This window comes from Enterococcus casseliflavus, assembly GCF_029215545.1.
GTDB classification, from domain to species: domain Bacteria; phylum Bacillota; class Bacilli; order Lactobacillales; family Enterococcaceae; genus Enterococcus_D; species Enterococcus_D casseliflavus.
Genome location: NZ_CP119393.1, coordinates 1,716,923 through 1,733,976 on the forward strand (window position 1 = coordinate 1,716,923; position 17,054 = coordinate 1,733,976).

Here is a 17,054-nt window from a genome sequence, read left to right on the forward strand (position 1 = left end):
TCCCGAATATCGGAGACTTCAGCGGTTTTTTATTTATTCTTTGGCTTCTTGTAAGACCTTGATCGTTTCGATCTTCACTGGCTCAACCGGTTGAGAATTCTCACCATTGCCAGAGTCTTGGGTTTCTGCTTGCGCAATTTTATCTACGACATCCATGCCTTCGATCACTTGACCAAATACAGTATAGCTGCCGTCCAATCGTGGTGTTCCACCATTTTTGTAGGCTTCGATGATTTTTTCAGGATAGTGTTGGATCGCTAGACCGTCGGATACATCTTGATCATTTTGAACGATGTAGAACTGACTGCCTTGGCTGTTTGGCGCACTTGATTTTGCCATTGCTAATGCGCCTCGCAAGTGATAAAGCTGGTTGGAGTATTCTTCGCCGAATCCTTCGCCCCAAATGCTTTCTCCGCCAGTGCCATCACCATTAGGGTCGCCCCCTTGGATCATAAACTCTTCTACGACACGATGGAAAGTCAAGCCGTCATAATACCCATCTTTGGCATGGGTCAAAAAGTTTTCGACTGCTTTGGGCGCGATCTCTGGGAAAAGTTTGATTTTGATCGAGCCTTCTTCCGTCACCATTTCAACTAAAGCTTCATTCTCTTGCACATCCGTTGATAATTGCGGCAATTCCAGGGCATTCAAGTCAACGGATTCTGAGATTGACGTGCTTTCTGCTGAATTGCTTGATGAGGGAACGGTGGTACTTGAACCTGTACAAGCAGCTAATAATAAAAGGCTAGCAGCTGCTGTTAGTGTGAATAGGATTTTTTTCATTCTTTCATTCCTTCCAGTTTTCTTAATGATAATCATAACAAAAAAGAGACATAGAAGAAAGCGCAGATTTTGTGGAATGAGAAAGAAACAGACGGAAAGGTGTAGACCACTTTTTAGATGTTTGCTATAATGAAAGAGGATTCATTATAATAAACGGATAGAATTTACAGGAGGTTTTTTTGATGGGAAAATTAGGGATATCGATTTATCCAGAGCGCTCAACGTTTGAAAAGGACAAAGCGTATCTAGACTTGGCACACAAATACGGCTTTAAACGGGTATTTACCAGTTTGCTGCAAATCAACGATGACAAAGAAAAAGTCTTGGCAGACTTTAAGCAAGTCGTAGATTATGCCAATCAGTTAGGAATGGAAGTCATGGTAGATATCAATCCTGGTTTATTCGAACAGTTAGGTATTTCTTATGATGATTTATCCTTCTTTGATGAGATGGGGGCTTACGGTGTTCGGTTAGATATTGGTTTCACTGGTTCAGAAGAAGCCAAAATGACCCGTAATCCTTACGGGATCAAAATCGAAATCAATATGAGCAGCGGCACGAGCTACGTGGATAACATCATGAGTTATTCACCTAATACTGAAAATTTACTCGGTTCGCATAACTTCTATCCTCATCGCTATTCAGGGTTAGGCTATGACCATTTTGTTTTTTGTTCGGAAAAATTCCGCAAATACAATTTAAATACGATGGCTTTCGTGAATTCTCACGAAGCTGATTTCGGTCCATGGCCAACACAGGATGGTTTATGCTCTTTGGAAGACCATCGTGATCTGCCACTAGCTACACAAGTCAAACATTTAGTGTTGACTGGTTTGATCGATGATATCTCTATTGGAAATGCCTATGCTTCAGAAGCAGAATTGGCAGCAATGGCTGAAGCGTTTCATGCTGATTATCCGACATTAAGAGTCGATGTCGTTGACGGAATCACTGAAGATGAACGAATTTGTCTCTTCGATAATCTGCACAGCTATCGAGGAGATCGCTCAGAGTACATCTTGCGTTCAACGATGACGCGGATCTACTATAAAGACAAGGAATTTCCCCCTCATGATACCCGTGATATGGTAAGAGGGGATGTCTTGATCGATAATGCTGGCTATGGACAATACAAAGGTGAGACGCAAATCGCCTTGAAAGCAATGAAAAATGATGGTCGCGTCAATGTCGTTGGTAAGATCGCTGATGAGGAACTATTCTTATTAGAATTTTTGAAACCTTGGTCAAGTTTTAAATTGGTCGAAAATAACTAATTATCACGAGAAATCAACCATTGCCAACAAAGCGTGTTGGCAATGGTTTTCTTTTTGGGCGCTTGCGATTGACAAACACGAGCAAAAAACGGTAATTTATGTAGTGGGTTCTTTCCATGAGGAATGATGAAACCATAATAATATTATGTAAACTATATAACAAGAGGACGTGACAAGTGTGAAATTGCGCTGGAAGATTGCCATCGGAGTGGCTGTATTAGCAATTGCGGGGTTAGGGTATGCAGGAAATTATTTTTACGATTATGCGGTGGTTCCTTCAGAAAAAGATTTTTTGGAAGGAGATACCCCTGGTACGGATGAAAATCAGACAGGAAATGAATCGCAAAATTGGTTTACAGATCCCGCAAATCGTGAGATGTGGCAGCTGACTTCTGAAGATGATTTAAAATTATCCGCCATTTATCTACCGGCGGAGGAGAAGAATCGAGGAAAAACGGCGATCATCGCGCATGGCTACATGGGGAATGCAGAAACGATGGCGGACTATGCTAAGATGTATCATGATTTAGGCTATAATGTCTTGGTTCCAGACGCTCGAGGGCATGGTCAAAGCGAAGGAGATTATATTGGTTTTGGGTGGCACGAACGTAAGGATTATCTGCAATGGATCGATGAAGTACTCGCAAAAAATGGTCCTGAAGAAACGATCACTTTGTATGGCATCAGTATGGGGGCTGCCACGGTAATGATGACCAGTGGGGAAGACTTGCCGAAAAATGTCACTTCTATCATTGAAGATTGTGGGTATACCAACGTCAATGAAGAATTGGGGTATCAACTCGATCAGTTGTTTGGTCTACCTGCCTTTCCATTGATGAATGTCACTAGCCTTGTCACAAAAATCCGAGCGGGGTATTTCTTTGGTGAAGCAGATGCAGTCAAACAACTGCAAAAGAATACGCGTCCAATCTTTTTTATCCATGGCGATGCGGATACGTTTGTTCCTTATTCGATGCTGGAAATTTTGTATAACGCGACCGATGCACCAAAAGAAAAGTGGGTTGTTTCAGGTGCCGAGCATGCGAAAAGCTACAAAACAGATCCAGCGCTTTACAAAGAAAAAATTGCAGCTTTTTTGGACAAATACGATCACCCAGCAAGTGAATAAAAAAGTGCCGGTTCAAAAAAAGAACCGGCACTTTTTGCTTGACCCTTGGCTTATAAACGAGCAAATTCTTCTAGCAAACGAATCATTTGGCAAGTAAAGCCATATTCATTATCATACCAAGCGACGGTTTTCACCAGTTGGAAATCGCCAGCCGTGGTTACTTCTGTTTGTGTCGGATCAAAGATAGAACCTTGGGTGGTACCAATCACATCTCCAGAGACGATCTCACGGTCATCGTAACCGAATGACGGATTATCGACGGTGTGTTTTCTGATCGCTTCATTGACTTCATCGGCGGTTACTTTGGTTTTCAAAATTGAGACTAATTCTGTTAAAGAACCATCGACGACAGGAACCCGTTGGGCGTGTCCTTGTAATTTGCCATTTAATTCTGGGATAACTAGACCGATCGCTTTAGCAGCACCCGTCGAGTGAGGGATCGTGTTATCTGCAGCGGACCGAGCGGCTCTTAAGTTTCCGCCTTTTACCGGACCATCCAATAGCATTTGTGTAGAAGTATAGGCATGTACCGTCGTCATCGTACCAACTTCGATCCCGAATTCCTCATTTAAAAAGTAGGCCATCGGAGCTAAGCAGTTGGTCGTACAAGAACCTGCGGATATGATAGTATCCTCTGGTGTTAACGTGTCGGAGTTGACATTGTAAACGATCGTTTTCATATTACCAGCTGGTGCGGAGATAACGACTCGTTTGACACCCGCATCAAGATGGGCTTGTGCTTTTTCTGCGGAAGTGTAAAAACCCGTGCATTCTAAAACGATATCGACGCCATTTTCTTTTGCCCAAGGGATTTTGCTTGCGTCTGGTTCAGCGTACACACGGGTCTCTTTGCCATCGACAACAATAGCATTATCCGTTGCAGTAACAGTTCCAGGGTACGTGCCGTGGGTCGAGTCAAATTGCAATAAGTGTGCTAACATGACTGGACTCGTTAAATCATTGATTGCCACAACTTCAATATCGGCAGAAACTTCTTTGATCCTACGAAAAGCCAAACGTCCAATTCGTCCAAAACCATTGATTCCAACTTTTACTGTCATTTCTTGTTTCCTCCTTTGATTGTGTCTGGTACACTTAAAAGTTTGCTACGATTTCCTGTGACTGTCAAAGAATAACCCTTAAGAATTCGCGATTTCTTACGGAAACCCATGAGAAAAGATAGACAAAAGGCGTTTCGGTCGTTACAATAAAATAGACTTTCTTATTAGAGAAATAGTAACCACTTAAAGTGAGATAACTGATAATCAAAAAGTATAGAAGGTAGTAAAAAAAGAATGGAGGACAAATAATGTCCATGTTTTTAGATCAAGTGACAATCGATGTCAAAGCAGGAAAAGGCGGCGACGGGATGGTTGCTTTTCGCCGAGAGAAATATGTCCCAGACGGCGGACCCGCAGGTGGGGACGGGGGACGTGGCGGTGATGTCATTTTAGTCGTAGACGAAGGTTTGCGTACATTAATGGATTTCCGCTTTAATCGTCATTTTAAAGCGCAACCCGGGGAAAATGGCATGAGTAAAGGAATGCACGGCCGTGGCTCAGATGATACTTACATCAAAGTACCCCAAGGCACCACCGTTCGTGATGCTGAAACAGGTGCCTTATTAGGTGATTTGATTGAGCAAGGTCAAACATTAGTAATCGCAAAAGGCGGGCGGGGCGGCCGTGGGAACATTCGGTTTGCTTCTCCAAAAAATCCAGCCCCAGAATTAGCAGAGAACGGAGAACCCGGTCAAGAAAGAAAGATCGAGCTCGAACTAAAAGTCTTAGCAGATGTTGGTTTAGTTGGTTTCCCTTCAGTTGGGAAGTCAACATTACTCTCTGTGATTTCGTCTGCTCGTCCAAAAATCGGCGCGTATCATTTTACAACACTGGTACCAAATTTAGGCATGGTAACGACCACTGATGGTCGTAGTTTTGCAGTAGCCGATCTGCCTGGCTTGATCGAAGGTGCTTCGCAAGGTGTTGGTTTAGGGACTCAGTTTTTACGTCATATCGAACGGACGCGGGTTATTTTACATGTGATCGATATGAGCGGCATGGAAGGGCGCGATCCATATGAAGACTATTTATCCATCAACAATGAATTGTCGACCCATAACTTGCGCTTACTAGAACGCCCACAGATCATCGTTGCCAATAAGATGGATATGCCGGATGCTGAAGAAAACCTAGCCCTTTTCAAAGAGCAGCTGGCAAAAGAAAAAACGGATGAGTTCGCGGATGAACCAATGATTTTCCCAATCTCTGGTGTCACTCGTAAGGGAATCGATGCCTTGTTGAATGCGACAGCGGATCTATTGGAAGTCACCCCTGAGTTTCTTTTATACGATGAAGAAATGGAAGAAGATGTTGTTCATTATGGCTTCCAATCGGATGAACCAGAGTTCTCAATTGATCGCGATCCTGATGCAACTTGGATCTTGAGCGGTGAAAAAATCGAAAAACTATTCCAGATGACGAATTTTGATCATGATGAGACCGTGATGCGTTTTGCTCGTCAGCTGCGTGGTTTAGGTGTCGATGAAGCATTACGGGCGCGCGGTGCCAAAGACGGCGATATCGTTCGGATCGGCAACTTCGAGTTCGAGTTTGTCGAATAATCGTTTAAAAGAACATCATTTGCCTAAAAAATACCTTTTTAGCTGCAGTGGATTTGACTACCGATCATTGATTTTCACTAAGAAATCAATGATTGGTAGTCTTTTTGGTTTCTTTTTTCATTTAAATGATTTACTGTTAAAATAAAGAAGAGAACAAATAAACCAAAGGGAGCGATTTTTATGTCAAAACGTGTCATTGTAATGAATTTTGATGCCAGTGCCAAAGCGTACCAAGCCTTTTCGGAAGTGAAACGGATGCATATGGAACGGAAGATCAAAGGGGAACAAATGGCGGTTCTTACCCACACCAATGAAGGCGTGCATCAATTTAAAGTCGAGGACTTTCTCGATTTTACTGGGAACAATAAGACATCAACGGGTGGATTGATCGGGATGCTCGTTGGTGTGCTAGGCGGACCTTTAGGAATCATGCTGGGCTGGTTTGGTGGCAGTATGATCGGTGCTACTCGTGATGCAAAAGAGATCCAAAATGCGCAAATGCTTTTTGAACATGTCGGAAACCAAATTGGTGTTGGTGATACGGGGTTATTATTGATCGCAGATGAAGAAGACAATCGTCCTTTGAATCAATTGATCATGAATGAATTAGGCGGTGACATCACGCGCTTTGACTACGATGAAGTGGAAGCAGAGATTGAAACGGCTAAGAAAGTCGAAGAATCCACCAAAGCACGCGTTCAAGAAGACTGGAAAAACTCTCATAACGACGCAGAAGATCGCCAATCTGAGAAATAAAATCCACAAGCTTCAATTGCAACTTGATTTCTTTTCCGCTAAAATTGGAAAGAGATGAAAGGAAAGAAGCTTATGGAATTAGAATTTTTAGGAACAGGCGCGGGTGTGCCTGCGAAACATCGAAACGTGACCAGCATTGCGTTACGACTCTTAGATGAACGGAATGCCGTTTGGCTTTTTGATTGTGGCGAAGGGACGCAAATGCAGATTTTGCATTCTACGATTCGTCCACGAAAGATTGAAAAAATCTTTATCACTCATCTTCATGGTGACCATATCTATGGGTTGCCAGGATTGATCAGCAGCCGCTCCTTTCAAGGAGGCGACACGCCTCTAGAGATTTATGGACCCAAGGGGATCAAAGCATACGTTCAAACCGTTTTGCGGATTTCTCAGACCAAAGTCAGCTACCCCTTACATTTTTTCGAGATTGAAGAAGAAGGGATTCTTTTTAAAGATCAGCAATTTGAAGTATCGTGTCTGCGCCTTGATCATGGCATTGACAGTTTTGGTTATCGGATTGTTGAAGCAAGCCATCAAGGGGAATTGCAAGTGCAGGCTTTACTGGAACTTGGGTTGAAACCTGGGCCGCTCTTCGGTCGTTTGAAAAAAGGTGAAGTAGTTACCCTTGACGATGGACGTCAAATCAATGGGGCTGATTTCTTGGGCCAAGCGAAAAAAGGTCGGATCGTGGCGATATTAGGTGATACGCGTAAATGTCAAAACGCCGTACTGCTAGCAGAAGATGCGGATGTATTGGTGCATGAAAGTACCTTTAACAAAGAAGAAGCCAAGTTGGCTCGCGCTTATTTTCACTCGACGACGCGGCAAGCTGCCGAAGTGGCACAAGAAGCTCAAGCTAAGCGTTTGCTGTTGACCCATATCAGTGCGCGTTACGTTGGCAAAGATATTACAAATTTAGTAAATGAAGCAAAAGAAGTATTTCCGAATACGTTGATCGTCAAAGATTTTGATATTGTCGAGATCCCTTTTGCCGGAGAGGAAGAAACAGATGAATTTAGAGAATAAAGTTGTCGTTGTAACAGGTGGCTCTGCTGGACTTGGAGAACAAATCTGTTATGAAGCCGCAAAACGTGGTGCGATCGTCGTGACTTGTGCCCGAAGAACGAATCTGATTGGAAAAGTCAAAGAACAATGTATGGAATTAAGCGGCAAAGAAGCGTATGCGTTTCAATTGGATGTAGCAAATCCTGAAAGTGTGGAGCGCTTACTAGAAAAAATCAATGAGAAAGTTGGTAAGATCGATGTCTTCGTCAATAATGCTGGCTACGGGATCTTTCAAGAATTTACAGAGATGGACCCGGCGGTCATCCGAAATATGTTCGAAGTCAATGTGCTTGGCATGATGGTTTTGACCCAGCAAGTAGCGATCCAAATGGCTGAACAAAAGCATGGTCATATCATAAATGTTGCTTCGATCGCAGGTAAGATCGCTACGCCAAAAACGGCCGTCTACTCTGCAACAAAATTTGCTGTGCTTGGTTTTTCTAACGCATTACGTTTAGAACTAAAACCATTAGGGATCAACGTAACAACGGTCAATCCTGGACCGATCGAAACGGCATTTTTTGACCAAGCAGACCCAAGCGGTAGTTACTTATCGTCGGTGGGCAGCCTAGTGCTCGAACCGAACAAATTAGCGCAAACGATCGTCAAAGCGATGATCCATCCAAAACGAGAAATCAATCGCCCACATATTTTAGGCGCTGCTGCGAAACTATATACCCTGTTTCCTTCAATCGGCGATTATATGGCGGGAACGATGTTCAACAAAAAATAGGAGTTGAAGCCCATGAAAAATCAATGGCGTGTTATCGTTGGTATTTTACTGATTTTAGTGATCGTTTTATTTGCCGTTGCAAACAATATGACTGTCCCGATCAACTTTGGCTTCACAACGATTCAATCGCCACTGATCTTAGTCATTATTGGTTCTGCTTTGTTAGGCGCATTGATTTTGCTGCTGGTTTCCACAAGCGCAATGTTCCGCCAAAAAAAAGAACTAAAGCAATTGAGAAAAGAGCTCTCAGATTATCGTTCGAATAACGAGAAGGTTCTCCAAGAACAACGAGAAGCTTTGGAACGGGAATACACGAACAAGCAGGCGGAGTTAGCGGCAAGACAGCAGCAGCTCGATGATCAAGAAGCCCAGCTTTCCTCACGTGCTGCGGGCGCATCCACGCCGCCAACGATCGATGAGGAAATGAAGTCTTTTGAATCGCAAGCCTAAAAGAACGACGTTTCACAAAAAAAGAGTTTGCTAGTGCAAGATTTGCTGCAAGCTCTTTTTTTTGTGTTGTAAAACGAGTGCTGTTTCTCTCGTTGTTTTTCTTTTTTGCATAAACTTTGCTATAATATCCTAGTTAGGAGTGATTTGGTGAAACGTGCAAATTTTCATTGGGTGCGTCCGCAAGAAAGCGAAACGACCCCAGTATTTAAAGAGCTGATCCAAGAAAGAAAGATCCCTGAGCGGATCGGCGCGTTGCTATGGCAGCGAAATATTCGAACAGCAGAGGCGCTCGATGCTTTTTTATCAACGGACCTGCAATATCTTCATGATCCGTTTTTATTTCATGATATGGCTAAAGCCGTGGAACGAATCCATGAAGCGATTTTAAATGGCGAACGAATCTTGATTTATGGTGATTACGATGCGGATGGGATTACGAGCACTACCGTGTTAAAGGAAACGTTGGAATTGCTAGGGGCGGAAGCTGAGTATTATTTGCCTAATCGTTTTACAGATGGATATGGTCCCAATCTAACTGTCTATCAAGATAAAATTGCAGCAGGGACGCAATTGATCATCACCGTCGACAATGGGGTGTCTGGTCATGAGGCGATTGCTTATGCTCAAGGACAAGGAGTTGACGTGATCGTCACAGATCACCATGAACTACCTGCAGAACTACCGGAGGCGTTTGCTATTGTCCATCCCCGTCACCCTCAAGGAAACTATCCTTTTGGTGATTTGGCTGGAGTCGGCGTTGCATTTAAAGTGGCTTGCGCTTTGTTAGAAGAAGTGCCAGTGGAATTGCTTGATCTTGTTGCGATTGGGACGATCGCTGATATGGTTTCTTTAACCGATGAGAATCGGCTATTAGTCAGCAACGGGTTGAAAATGATTCAGCAATCGGATCGCATCGGACTGAATGAGTTGCTGTCAGTCAGCGGTTTAAAAAAACAAACAGTCAACGAAACAGATATTGGCTTCGCCGTTGGACCACGGTTAAATGCGATCGGTCGTTTGGAGGACCCCAATCCGGCTGTTCGCTTGTTGACTACCTTCGATGAAGAAGAGGCAGTAAGCTTAGCCAAAACCTTAGATACAATCAATCAGCAGCGAAAAACCTTTGTTGAAGAAATCATGAAAGAAGCACAAGAAAAAATCGATCCTGCGAACCATGTTCATTTGGTGGTGGGAGATCATTGGCACGAAGGCGTTTTAGGGATCGTGGCAGGGCGAATCATGCAAAGTACAGGACAACCAGTGATCGTTTTGACCAAAAAAGAAAATGGCTTAGCCAAAGGGTCGGGAAGAAGCATTGCAGCGTTGAATCTGTTTGAAATGCTGTCGACGATGAAAGACATGTTTACTAGCTTTGGCGGCCATCATGCAGCAGTTGGATTAAGTATCCCCATCGATCATTTAGATATGCTGCAAGCCCAAATGAATCGTTACGTTGAAGAAAATGGCATTGACCTCAGTCAGGGCATCCCCTTAGCGATCGATGAGGAGCTACCGTTAACAGAAGTTTCGATCAGTTTTATTGAATCATTAAAAGTCTTAGCGCCTTTTGGAACGGACAACCCCTTACCGAAATTTTTATTTTCTAATCTGATGACTCAAAATGCTCGCCAGATTGGTTCAGAAAATCAGCATTTGAAGTTAGTGATGAGCGATGAGTCTAACACGCAGCTGGATGTCATTGGGTTTGGTTTTGGAAAAGATTTAGTAGCGTTTGAAAACGACCGCTTATCGATCGTTGGTCAGCTTTCCATCAATGAATGGAATGGCAACAAAAAACCGCAGCTCATGTTGGATGATTTTGCAGTGGAAGGGATTCAGCTATTTGATTATCGTTCGAAAAGAAGCCGCCAAGGTGTCTCTCTGGACAGTCAAACATTAGGCGTTCTTTTCAAGCAGAAACTTCCTCGGGAATTGCAAGGCTTTTGTGGGCAAACCACCATATTTGACTCAGTTACAGCCTTGGAAGATACTTTTCGTGCTGGTCAGTTCCAAGAGATTGCATTTTTAGATTGTCCTGCTGACCTTGCAGTGATCAAAGAGATCGTTCAAGCACTCCAGGCGTCAAGAGTTGCTTTTGTTTTCTACTCGACAGAAGATGCTTATTTAGATGGGGTAGGGACAAGAGAGCAATACAGTCGTCTCTTTCAACTGATCAAACAGCAGCCTCGTTTGGACATTCGTTACAAACTAAAGATGGTCGCTGACTATCTAAAAATTCCACAAAAATTACTTATTTTCATGATTCAGGTGTTTTCTGAGCTGGAATTTGTTACAATACAAGATGGTGTTTTGAATAAAACTGCTGATCCTGTTTCCCGTCCATTGACGGAGAGTCATTTGTATCAGCAACGACAAAAACTGATCAAAACAGAAGAATTTTTATTAATGAGTGATTTATCAACCCTTCGTCAGTGGTTGACAGTCTAGGAGGAAAGAAAATGGATTTAAAAGAGTATATTGCTAGTATTCCGGATTATCCCCAAGAGGGAATTATTTTTCGGGACATCTCGCCATTGATGGCAGATGGAGAAGCGTATCGGTATGCGACACAACAAATCGTTGAGTATGCACAAGAAAAAGGCATCGATATGGTGGTAGGACCTGAAGCCCGCGGCTTTATCGTTGGTTGTCCAGTTGCCTATCAATTAGGTGTCGGCTTTGCCCCAGTACGTAAAAAAGGCAAATTGCCACGGGAAACGATTGAAGCAGAATATGAAAAAGAGTACGGTGTGGATGTCTTGACGCTGCACGCCGATGCCATCAAACCAGGTCAACGTGTCTTGATCTGTGATGATCTACTAGCAACTGGCGGAACGATCAAAGCGACGATCGAACTCGTAGAAAAACTAGGTGGTATCGTTGTTGGCTGTGCCTTCTTGATCGAACTGATGGATCTACATGGAAGAGACAAGATCCAAGGTGTCGAAATCAAGACGTTAATGGAATACTAAAAAAGCAGAAACAAAAAAGGACTCGCTGGAGTCCTTTCAGACTGTAGACAAACCTTATACAAACATGAGGTTTGTCTTTTTTCTATGTAATATTCTATGGATAATCGATAGATTAGGCAGTTTTCCTTTAGGAAAACGTCTCTTTTGCGCTCTGATCCTTTTTATTTTTGCCAGCTTTTTCATATTAAGACACGCAAAAGTAAGCCCAATTTTCATGTGCATTTTTTCAATTCCTATTTGATTGGTATAACGTAACCCATGAAATTCTTTTGCTGTTCCAAAAATTCGTTCAATGGTTTCTTTTCTCTTTTTATAAAGTTCTTTGAACCAACTTTGATGGCGTATCTCTTCACAGGTCTCTATAGCTTCAGCCCAAATGTGTCTAGTGATTACTTTGGTATGATTTTTTGAGTTGGTACACTTAGACAAGAAAGGACAATTTTTACAATCCTTTGGATTGCTTTTGTATTCGATATATCCTTTGCGATTGGTAGTGGCATAAGAGAGTATTTTATTATTGGGACAGATATAACAATTATAGTAATCGTCATAAACATATTCATGTTTCTTGAAATAGCCTTTTTTAGTCATAGGACGTTTGTATGGGAAAATTGGGGTCAATTTATGTTCGAGTAGTAAATGTGCAATTGCTGGTGTCTTATACCCAGCATCCATAATTAATTTTTCTAGGGGAAAAGCTCCTTTGAGCTTGTTAAATAAAGAAACAAACGTACGACTGTCATGAAAGTTCCCTGGGTGTGTAGTATAACCTAATATCCATCCATGTTTATCACACGCCACTTGTGAGCTATAGGCAAAAACTTCTTTGTGTTCACCTTTATGAAACCAACCACTTTCAGGATCAGTCGTACTTCTTTTTTTCAAGGAAGTTTTACTTTCTGCGTTTGTTTCTTTTAAGGGCTTTTTTAAATGTTTTTCTCGATTCTTGGTGATTTCTTTTGTCAGCTTATCTGTATAAAAAACAGCTTGTTCCATTACTTCGACAGATTCTTTTTTGTTACGATTCGCATGTGCTTTAATATGCGTACTATCAATAAATACTTCGGAAGTATCTACGATACCTTCAGCGATACATTGTTCTAGAATTTCATAAAAAATTTTTTCAAAGAGATCTGTTCCTTTGAACCGTCGCGTATAGTTTTTACCAAATGTTGAAAAATGAGGAACAGGATCTTCTAAACTCAAACCTAAAAACCAGCGATAAGCGATATTCACTTCTATTTCTTTTATTGTTTGTCTCATACTTTTAATACCAAATAGATATTGAATCATTGGTAATTTAATTAGAAGAATAGGATCCAAGCTAGGACGTCCTTGGATTTCATCGTATTTCTCTTTAACCAATTCATAAATAAAGGAGAAATCAATACATTGATCTATTTGCCGAAATAAATGGTCCTGTGGGACCAAGTCTTCAAGAGAAAAGAAACCGATTTGTGCGCGTTTACTCATATCTTGTTTTGAGAGCATCTGGATACACCTCCAATTGATACTCTTATTTTAACGGATAAAAAAAGACAAAGCACTAAAAACTAGTACTTTGTCTACAGTCTGAAAGGACTCGCTGGAGTCCTTTTTTGTTTCTGCTGCCTTATGGGCGTATGTAGGGGAAGGATCATGGTTCATAACGATAAAAATCATGATCGTGATAATAATGGCGGTTACGTTTGCGCTCTGCTTGGCGGAATTTCTTTTCATCCCAAAGCATGAACCAAAGCATCATTAGAGGGCAAAAAATCAGAACAGCACTTAAAACGCCAAAATAGCCAATAACAATTCCCATCAATAATACCCACAACATAAAACCAAATCGACGAACTGCTTTCATCTCATTCACTCCTTAAATAATACGAACTTATGTTTGTATACCTATTATACGAATGTTTGTTCGCTTTGTAAAGAGGAAAGAAAAAAAATCTTCGTAAAAACGAAGATTTCCTAGTCAGCTCGTTGAGCATCAAAGCAGATGGCGATACAATCCAACAACCAATCCTAAAATCGTTACGTCAGGCAAAATGATTGGTTCTAAATAATCATTTTCTGGTTGTAAGCGAATGTAATTCTTTTCTTTATAGAATCGTTTGCACGTAGCTTCGTCTTCATCTGTCATAGCAATCACGATATCGCCATTTTGAGCACTTTGTTGTTTACGAACGATTACTTGATCACCGTCGAGAATGCCAGCATTGATCATACTTTCTCCTCGGATCGTCAACATAAATAAACTTCCGGTACTATTTGCTAAATCTGGCGGAATCGGAAAGAAATCGGATGCATCTTCCACGGCTAAAATCGGTTCTCCAGCAGTTACGACACCAAGCATCGGAATGGATGCTGGTTGAACATCGATTTTTTCAAGACCGGAAGCAGTTAATTCAATGGCTCTGGGTTTTGTAGGATCTCGTAAGATCAGCCCTTTTTTTTCAAGTCGGGACAAATGGCCATGAACAGTTGAGGTAGAAGATAACTGAACGGCTTCGCCAATTTCGCGAACAGTCGGCGGATAGCCTTTTTCAGTGACACGTGTATGAATGAACTTAAGAATTTCGATTTGTCGATTTTCTGTTCGTTTTGCCAAAACTGACACCTTCTTTCATTTGATAACCTTAGTGTACCATAGCTATATCGATTGTTCAAACAAATGTTCGCTTTTTGTGCTATTGTTTTTGCTCGCTAGTTTGTAGTAAAATCAAGAGGGAAAAGGAGGAACAACTATGCTATCTCAAGAAAAATTAGCTCGAATCAATGAACTTGCCAACAAGAAAAAAACAGAAGGATTGACTGAGGCTGAGACCCACGAACAAAAAGTTCTGCGTGAAGAGTATTTAACCGCCTTTCGTGGAGGGATGCGACACCATATCGAAGGAATGAAAATCGTTGACCCTGAAGGTGCTGATGTGACACCAGAGAAGTTAAAAGAGATTCAAAAGAAAAAAGGTCTCCACGGCAGATAATTGTGAATTCCTTTTCATTGCTATTGAAATAAGCTTCTGAATCACGTATAATGAAAGATGTAATAAAGGTAAAAAAAACCTAAATTAGGAGGAACTACCATTGTTTGATAAAATCGATCAATTAGGAGTGAACACCCTTCGTACATTAAGTATCGAAGCCGTACAAAAAGCCAATTCAGGACATCCAGGATTACCGATGGGGGCAGCACCCATGGCCTATGCCTTGTGGACGAAACACTTGAAAGTCAATCCAACGACTTCTCGCAACTGGGTGGATCGTGACCGTTTTGTTTTGTCTGCTGGACACGGTTCGGCGTTATTGTACAGCTTGTTGCACGTGTCTGGTTACGATGTGACCATTGAGGATCTAAAAAGCTTCCGTCAATGGGATAGCCGCACGCCAGGACATCCAGAAGTCGATCACACAGACGGCGTGGAAGCAACCACTGGACCTTTAGGACAAGGGATCGCCATGGCAGTCGGTATGGCAATGGCCGAAGCCCACTTGGCTGCAACCTACAATCGCGACAAGTATCAAGTCATTGATCACTATACCTACGCTTTATGTGGCGATGGGGACTTGATGGAAGGTGTTTCGCAAGAAGCTGCATCCATGGCTGGTCACATGAAATTAGACAAACTGATCGTCTTGTACGATTCAAATGACATCTCCCTAGATGGCCCAACTTCAAAAGCCTTTACAGAAAATGTCGGTGCGCGTTTTGAAGCGTATGGCTGGCAACACATTCTCGTTGAAGACGGCAATGATTTAGAAGCGATCTCGAAAGCGATCGACGAAGCAAAAGCTGAAAGCGACAAACCAACCTTGATCGAAATCAAGACTGTAATCGGCTACGGTGCGCCAAATCAAGGCACCTCTGCCGTTCATGGTGCGCCGATCGGTGCCGAAGGCATTTCTGCAGCCAAAGCGATTTATGGCTGGGAATACCCAGAATTTACCGTACCTGAAGAAGTTGCCGCGCGCTTCAAAGAAACCATGATCGATGAAGGGCAAAAAGCTGAAGCAGCTTGGAACGAAACCTTCCGTGCCTATGAAGCAGACTACCCAGAACTTGCGGCGCAATTCAAACAAGCCTTTGCGGGTGAATTGCCAGCAGATTGGGATGCAGCATTACCAAGCTACGAAGTTGGCAGCTCACAAGCTAGTCGAGTATCCAGCAAAGAGATGATCCAAGCCTTATCCAAAGCCGTCCCTAGTCTCTGGGGTGGATCGGCTGACCTTTCTGGATCCAACAACACGATGGTGGCAGCAGAAAAAGACTTTGAACCTGGCCAATACGAAGGCCGCAACATTTGGTTTGGTGTCCGAGAATTTGCGATGGCAGCAGCCATGAACGGCATTCAATTGCATGGCGGTACGCGAATCTATGGCGGAACCTTCTTCGTCTTCGTTGATTACTTGCGTCCAGCGGTGCGCTTGTCTGCGATCCAGCATGCACCTGTGATCTATGTCTTGACGCATGACTCCGTGGCGGTTGGAGAAGATGGACCGACGCATGAGCCAATCGAGCAATTAGCCAGCGTCCGTTGCATGCCAAATGTCCAAGTGATTCGTCCAGCAGACGGCAATGAAACCCGTGCTGCTTGGAAACTGGCCATGACAACAACCGATAAGCCAACGGTCTTAGTCTTAAGCCGACAAAATCTACCAGTGATCGAAGGCACGCAAACCGGTGCGGATGAAAATGTCGCAAAAGGTGGCTATGTGATTTCAAAACAAGCCGGTGAAACACCAGCGGGTATTTTGATCGCCACAGGTTCTGAAGTGAATCTTGCGGTCCAAGCACAAGCTAAATTGGCAGAAGAAGGCATCGATGTATCGGTAGTCTCCTTACCAAGCTTTGATCTGTTTGAAGCACAAAGCACAGAATACAAAGAAAGCGTCTTGCCAAAAGCAGTGAAAAAACGGGTAGCAATCGAAGCGGCTTCCCCATTTGGTTGGGAACGTTACACCGGTTGCCATGGAAAAGTGATCGCGATCGATCATTTCGGTGCATCCGCACCTGGTGACAAAGTCTTAGCGGAATTCGGCTTCAGTGTTGAGAATGTCGTGAATACTTTCAAATCAATCGATTAATTGATCGACAATCAATCAAAAATAGCACGTTCGAGAATCTTTTCGATTTTCGAGCGTGTTTTTTTGTCTGGATCCTTGCCACTTTAAACGTGTTAGAGTGACTTATTTAAAGTAATAGTGGCTAAGATTTCCAAAAAATGGTTGTACCGCAAGACACAAGCTTTTTTGAATAGCAAGAGGGAAGTAAGGCAAT

16 protein-coding genes are annotated in these 17,054 nt (G+C 42.6%); 11 read left to right on the forward strand and 5 right to left on the reverse strand.

Annotated elements, in window-relative coordinates:
* Positions 1-33 precede the first annotated feature (33 nt).
* Positions 34-783: a peptidylprolyl isomerase gene (locus P0G38_RS08320; protein ID WP_275855071.1), complete on the reverse strand. Its 750-nt coding sequence runs from the start codon at positions 781-783 to the stop codon at positions 34-36.
* Between the two features lie 182 nt (positions 784-965).
* On the opposite strand from P0G38_RS08320, the gene P0G38_RS08325 reads away from it, so the two are divergent.
* Together P0G38_RS08325 and P0G38_RS08330 are read left to right on the forward strand one after the other, a co-directional pair.
* On the forward strand, positions 966-2,057 hold the full coding sequence (locus P0G38_RS08325; protein WP_060791964.1) for a DUF871 domain-containing protein: 1,092 nt from the start codon (positions 966-968) through the stop codon (positions 2,055-2,057).
* 178 nt (positions 2,058-2,235) lie between these two features.
* The gene (locus P0G38_RS08330) at positions 2,236-3,186 is read left to right on the forward strand and encodes an alpha/beta hydrolase (protein WP_034868634.1); all 951 of its coding nucleotides are present in this window, start codon (positions 2,236-2,238) and stop codon (positions 3,184-3,186) included.
* Between the two features lie 50 nt (positions 3,187-3,236).
* Here the strand turns inward: P0G38_RS08330 and gap are convergent, their stop codons facing one another.
* The gene (gene gap, locus P0G38_RS08335) at positions 3,237-4,247 is read right to left on the reverse strand and encodes a type I glyceraldehyde-3-phosphate dehydrogenase (protein WP_005226174.1); all 1,011 of its coding nucleotides are present in this window, start codon (positions 4,245-4,247) and stop codon (positions 3,237-3,239) included.
* Between the two features lie 248 nt (positions 4,248-4,495).
* Here gap and obgE point away from each other — a divergent pair, with 248 nt between their 5' ends.
* The 7 genes from obgE (at position 4,496) to P0G38_RS08370 (ending at position 11,788) form a co-directional block, all read left to right on the forward strand.
* Positions 4,496-5,809 (forward strand): GTPase ObgE, encoded by a 1,314-nt coding sequence (gene obgE, locus P0G38_RS08340; RefSeq protein WP_005226173.1) that lies wholly within the window; start codon positions 4,496-4,498, stop codon positions 5,807-5,809.
* A 180-nt stretch (positions 5,810-5,989) separates the two neighbouring features.
* Positions 5,990-6,565, forward strand: a complete 576-nt coding sequence (locus P0G38_RS08345; RefSeq protein WP_010748409.1) for a DUF456 domain-containing protein — start codon at positions 5,990-5,992, stop codon at positions 6,563-6,565.
* 72 nt (positions 6,566-6,637) lie between these two features.
* Positions 6,638-7,594, forward strand: a complete 957-nt coding sequence (rnz, locus tag P0G38_RS08350; RefSeq protein ID WP_034857404.1) for a ribonuclease Z — start codon at positions 6,638-6,640, stop codon at positions 7,592-7,594.
* Positions 7,578-8,366 carry an SDR family NAD(P)-dependent oxidoreductase gene (locus P0G38_RS08355; RefSeq protein ID WP_015509761.1) on the forward strand — a complete coding sequence of 263 codons (789 nt, stop codon included), beginning with the start codon at positions 7,578-7,580 and terminating at the stop codon, positions 8,364-8,366. The genes rnz and P0G38_RS08355 overlap by 17 nt, the downstream gene beginning before the upstream one ends.
* 12 nt (positions 8,367-8,378) lie before the next feature.
* Positions 8,379-8,816 carry a lipopolysaccharide assembly protein LapA domain-containing protein gene (locus tag P0G38_RS08360; RefSeq protein ID WP_005226169.1) on the forward strand — a complete coding sequence of 146 codons (438 nt, stop codon included), beginning with the start codon at positions 8,379-8,381 and terminating at the stop codon, positions 8,814-8,816.
* A 147-nt stretch (positions 8,817-8,963) separates the two neighbouring features.
* Positions 8,964-11,264, forward strand: coding sequence for a single-stranded-DNA-specific exonuclease RecJ (recJ, locus tag P0G38_RS08365; protein WP_275855078.1), 2,301 nt, complete (start codon positions 8,964-8,966; stop codon positions 11,262-11,264).
* Positions 11,265-11,275: 11 nt separating this feature from the next.
* Positions 11,276-11,788, forward strand: coding sequence for an adenine phosphoribosyltransferase (locus P0G38_RS08370; RefSeq protein WP_005226167.1), 513 nt, complete (start codon positions 11,276-11,278; stop codon positions 11,786-11,788).
* 54 nt (positions 11,789-11,842) lie between these two features.
* On the opposite strand, the gene P0G38_RS08375 is transcribed toward P0G38_RS08370, so the two are convergent.
* The 3 genes from P0G38_RS08375 to lexA all read right to left on the reverse strand — a co-directional run bounded on the left by P0G38_RS08375 (position 11,843) and on the right by lexA (position 14,387).
* Positions 11,843-13,279: an IS1182 family transposase gene (locus P0G38_RS08375; protein WP_275854126.1), complete on the reverse strand. Its 1,437-nt coding sequence runs from the start codon at positions 13,277-13,279 to the stop codon at positions 11,843-11,845.
* Between the two features lie 145 nt (positions 13,280-13,424).
* Positions 13,425-13,637: a hypothetical protein gene (locus tag P0G38_RS08380; RefSeq protein ID WP_005236082.1), complete on the reverse strand. Its 213-nt coding sequence runs from the start codon at positions 13,635-13,637 to the stop codon at positions 13,425-13,427.
* Positions 13,638-13,766: 129 nt separating this feature from the next.
* Positions 13,767-14,387 (reverse strand): transcriptional repressor LexA, encoded by a 621-nt coding sequence (gene lexA / locus P0G38_RS08385; protein WP_005226165.1) that lies wholly within the window; start codon positions 14,385-14,387, stop codon positions 13,767-13,769.
* A gap of 136 nt (positions 14,388-14,523) precedes the next feature.
* Here lexA and P0G38_RS08390 point away from each other — a divergent pair, with 136 nt between their 5' ends.
* Positions 14,524-14,763 (forward strand): DUF896 family protein, encoded by a 240-nt coding sequence (locus tag P0G38_RS08390; protein ID WP_005226164.1) that lies wholly within the window; start codon positions 14,524-14,526, stop codon positions 14,761-14,763.
* Between the two features lie 100 nt (positions 14,764-14,863).
* Positions 14,864-16,861, forward strand: coding sequence for a transketolase (gene tkt / locus P0G38_RS08395; protein WP_275855083.1), 1,998 nt, complete (start codon positions 14,864-14,866; stop codon positions 16,859-16,861).
* The last annotated feature ends 193 nt before the right edge of the window (positions 16,862-17,054 follow it).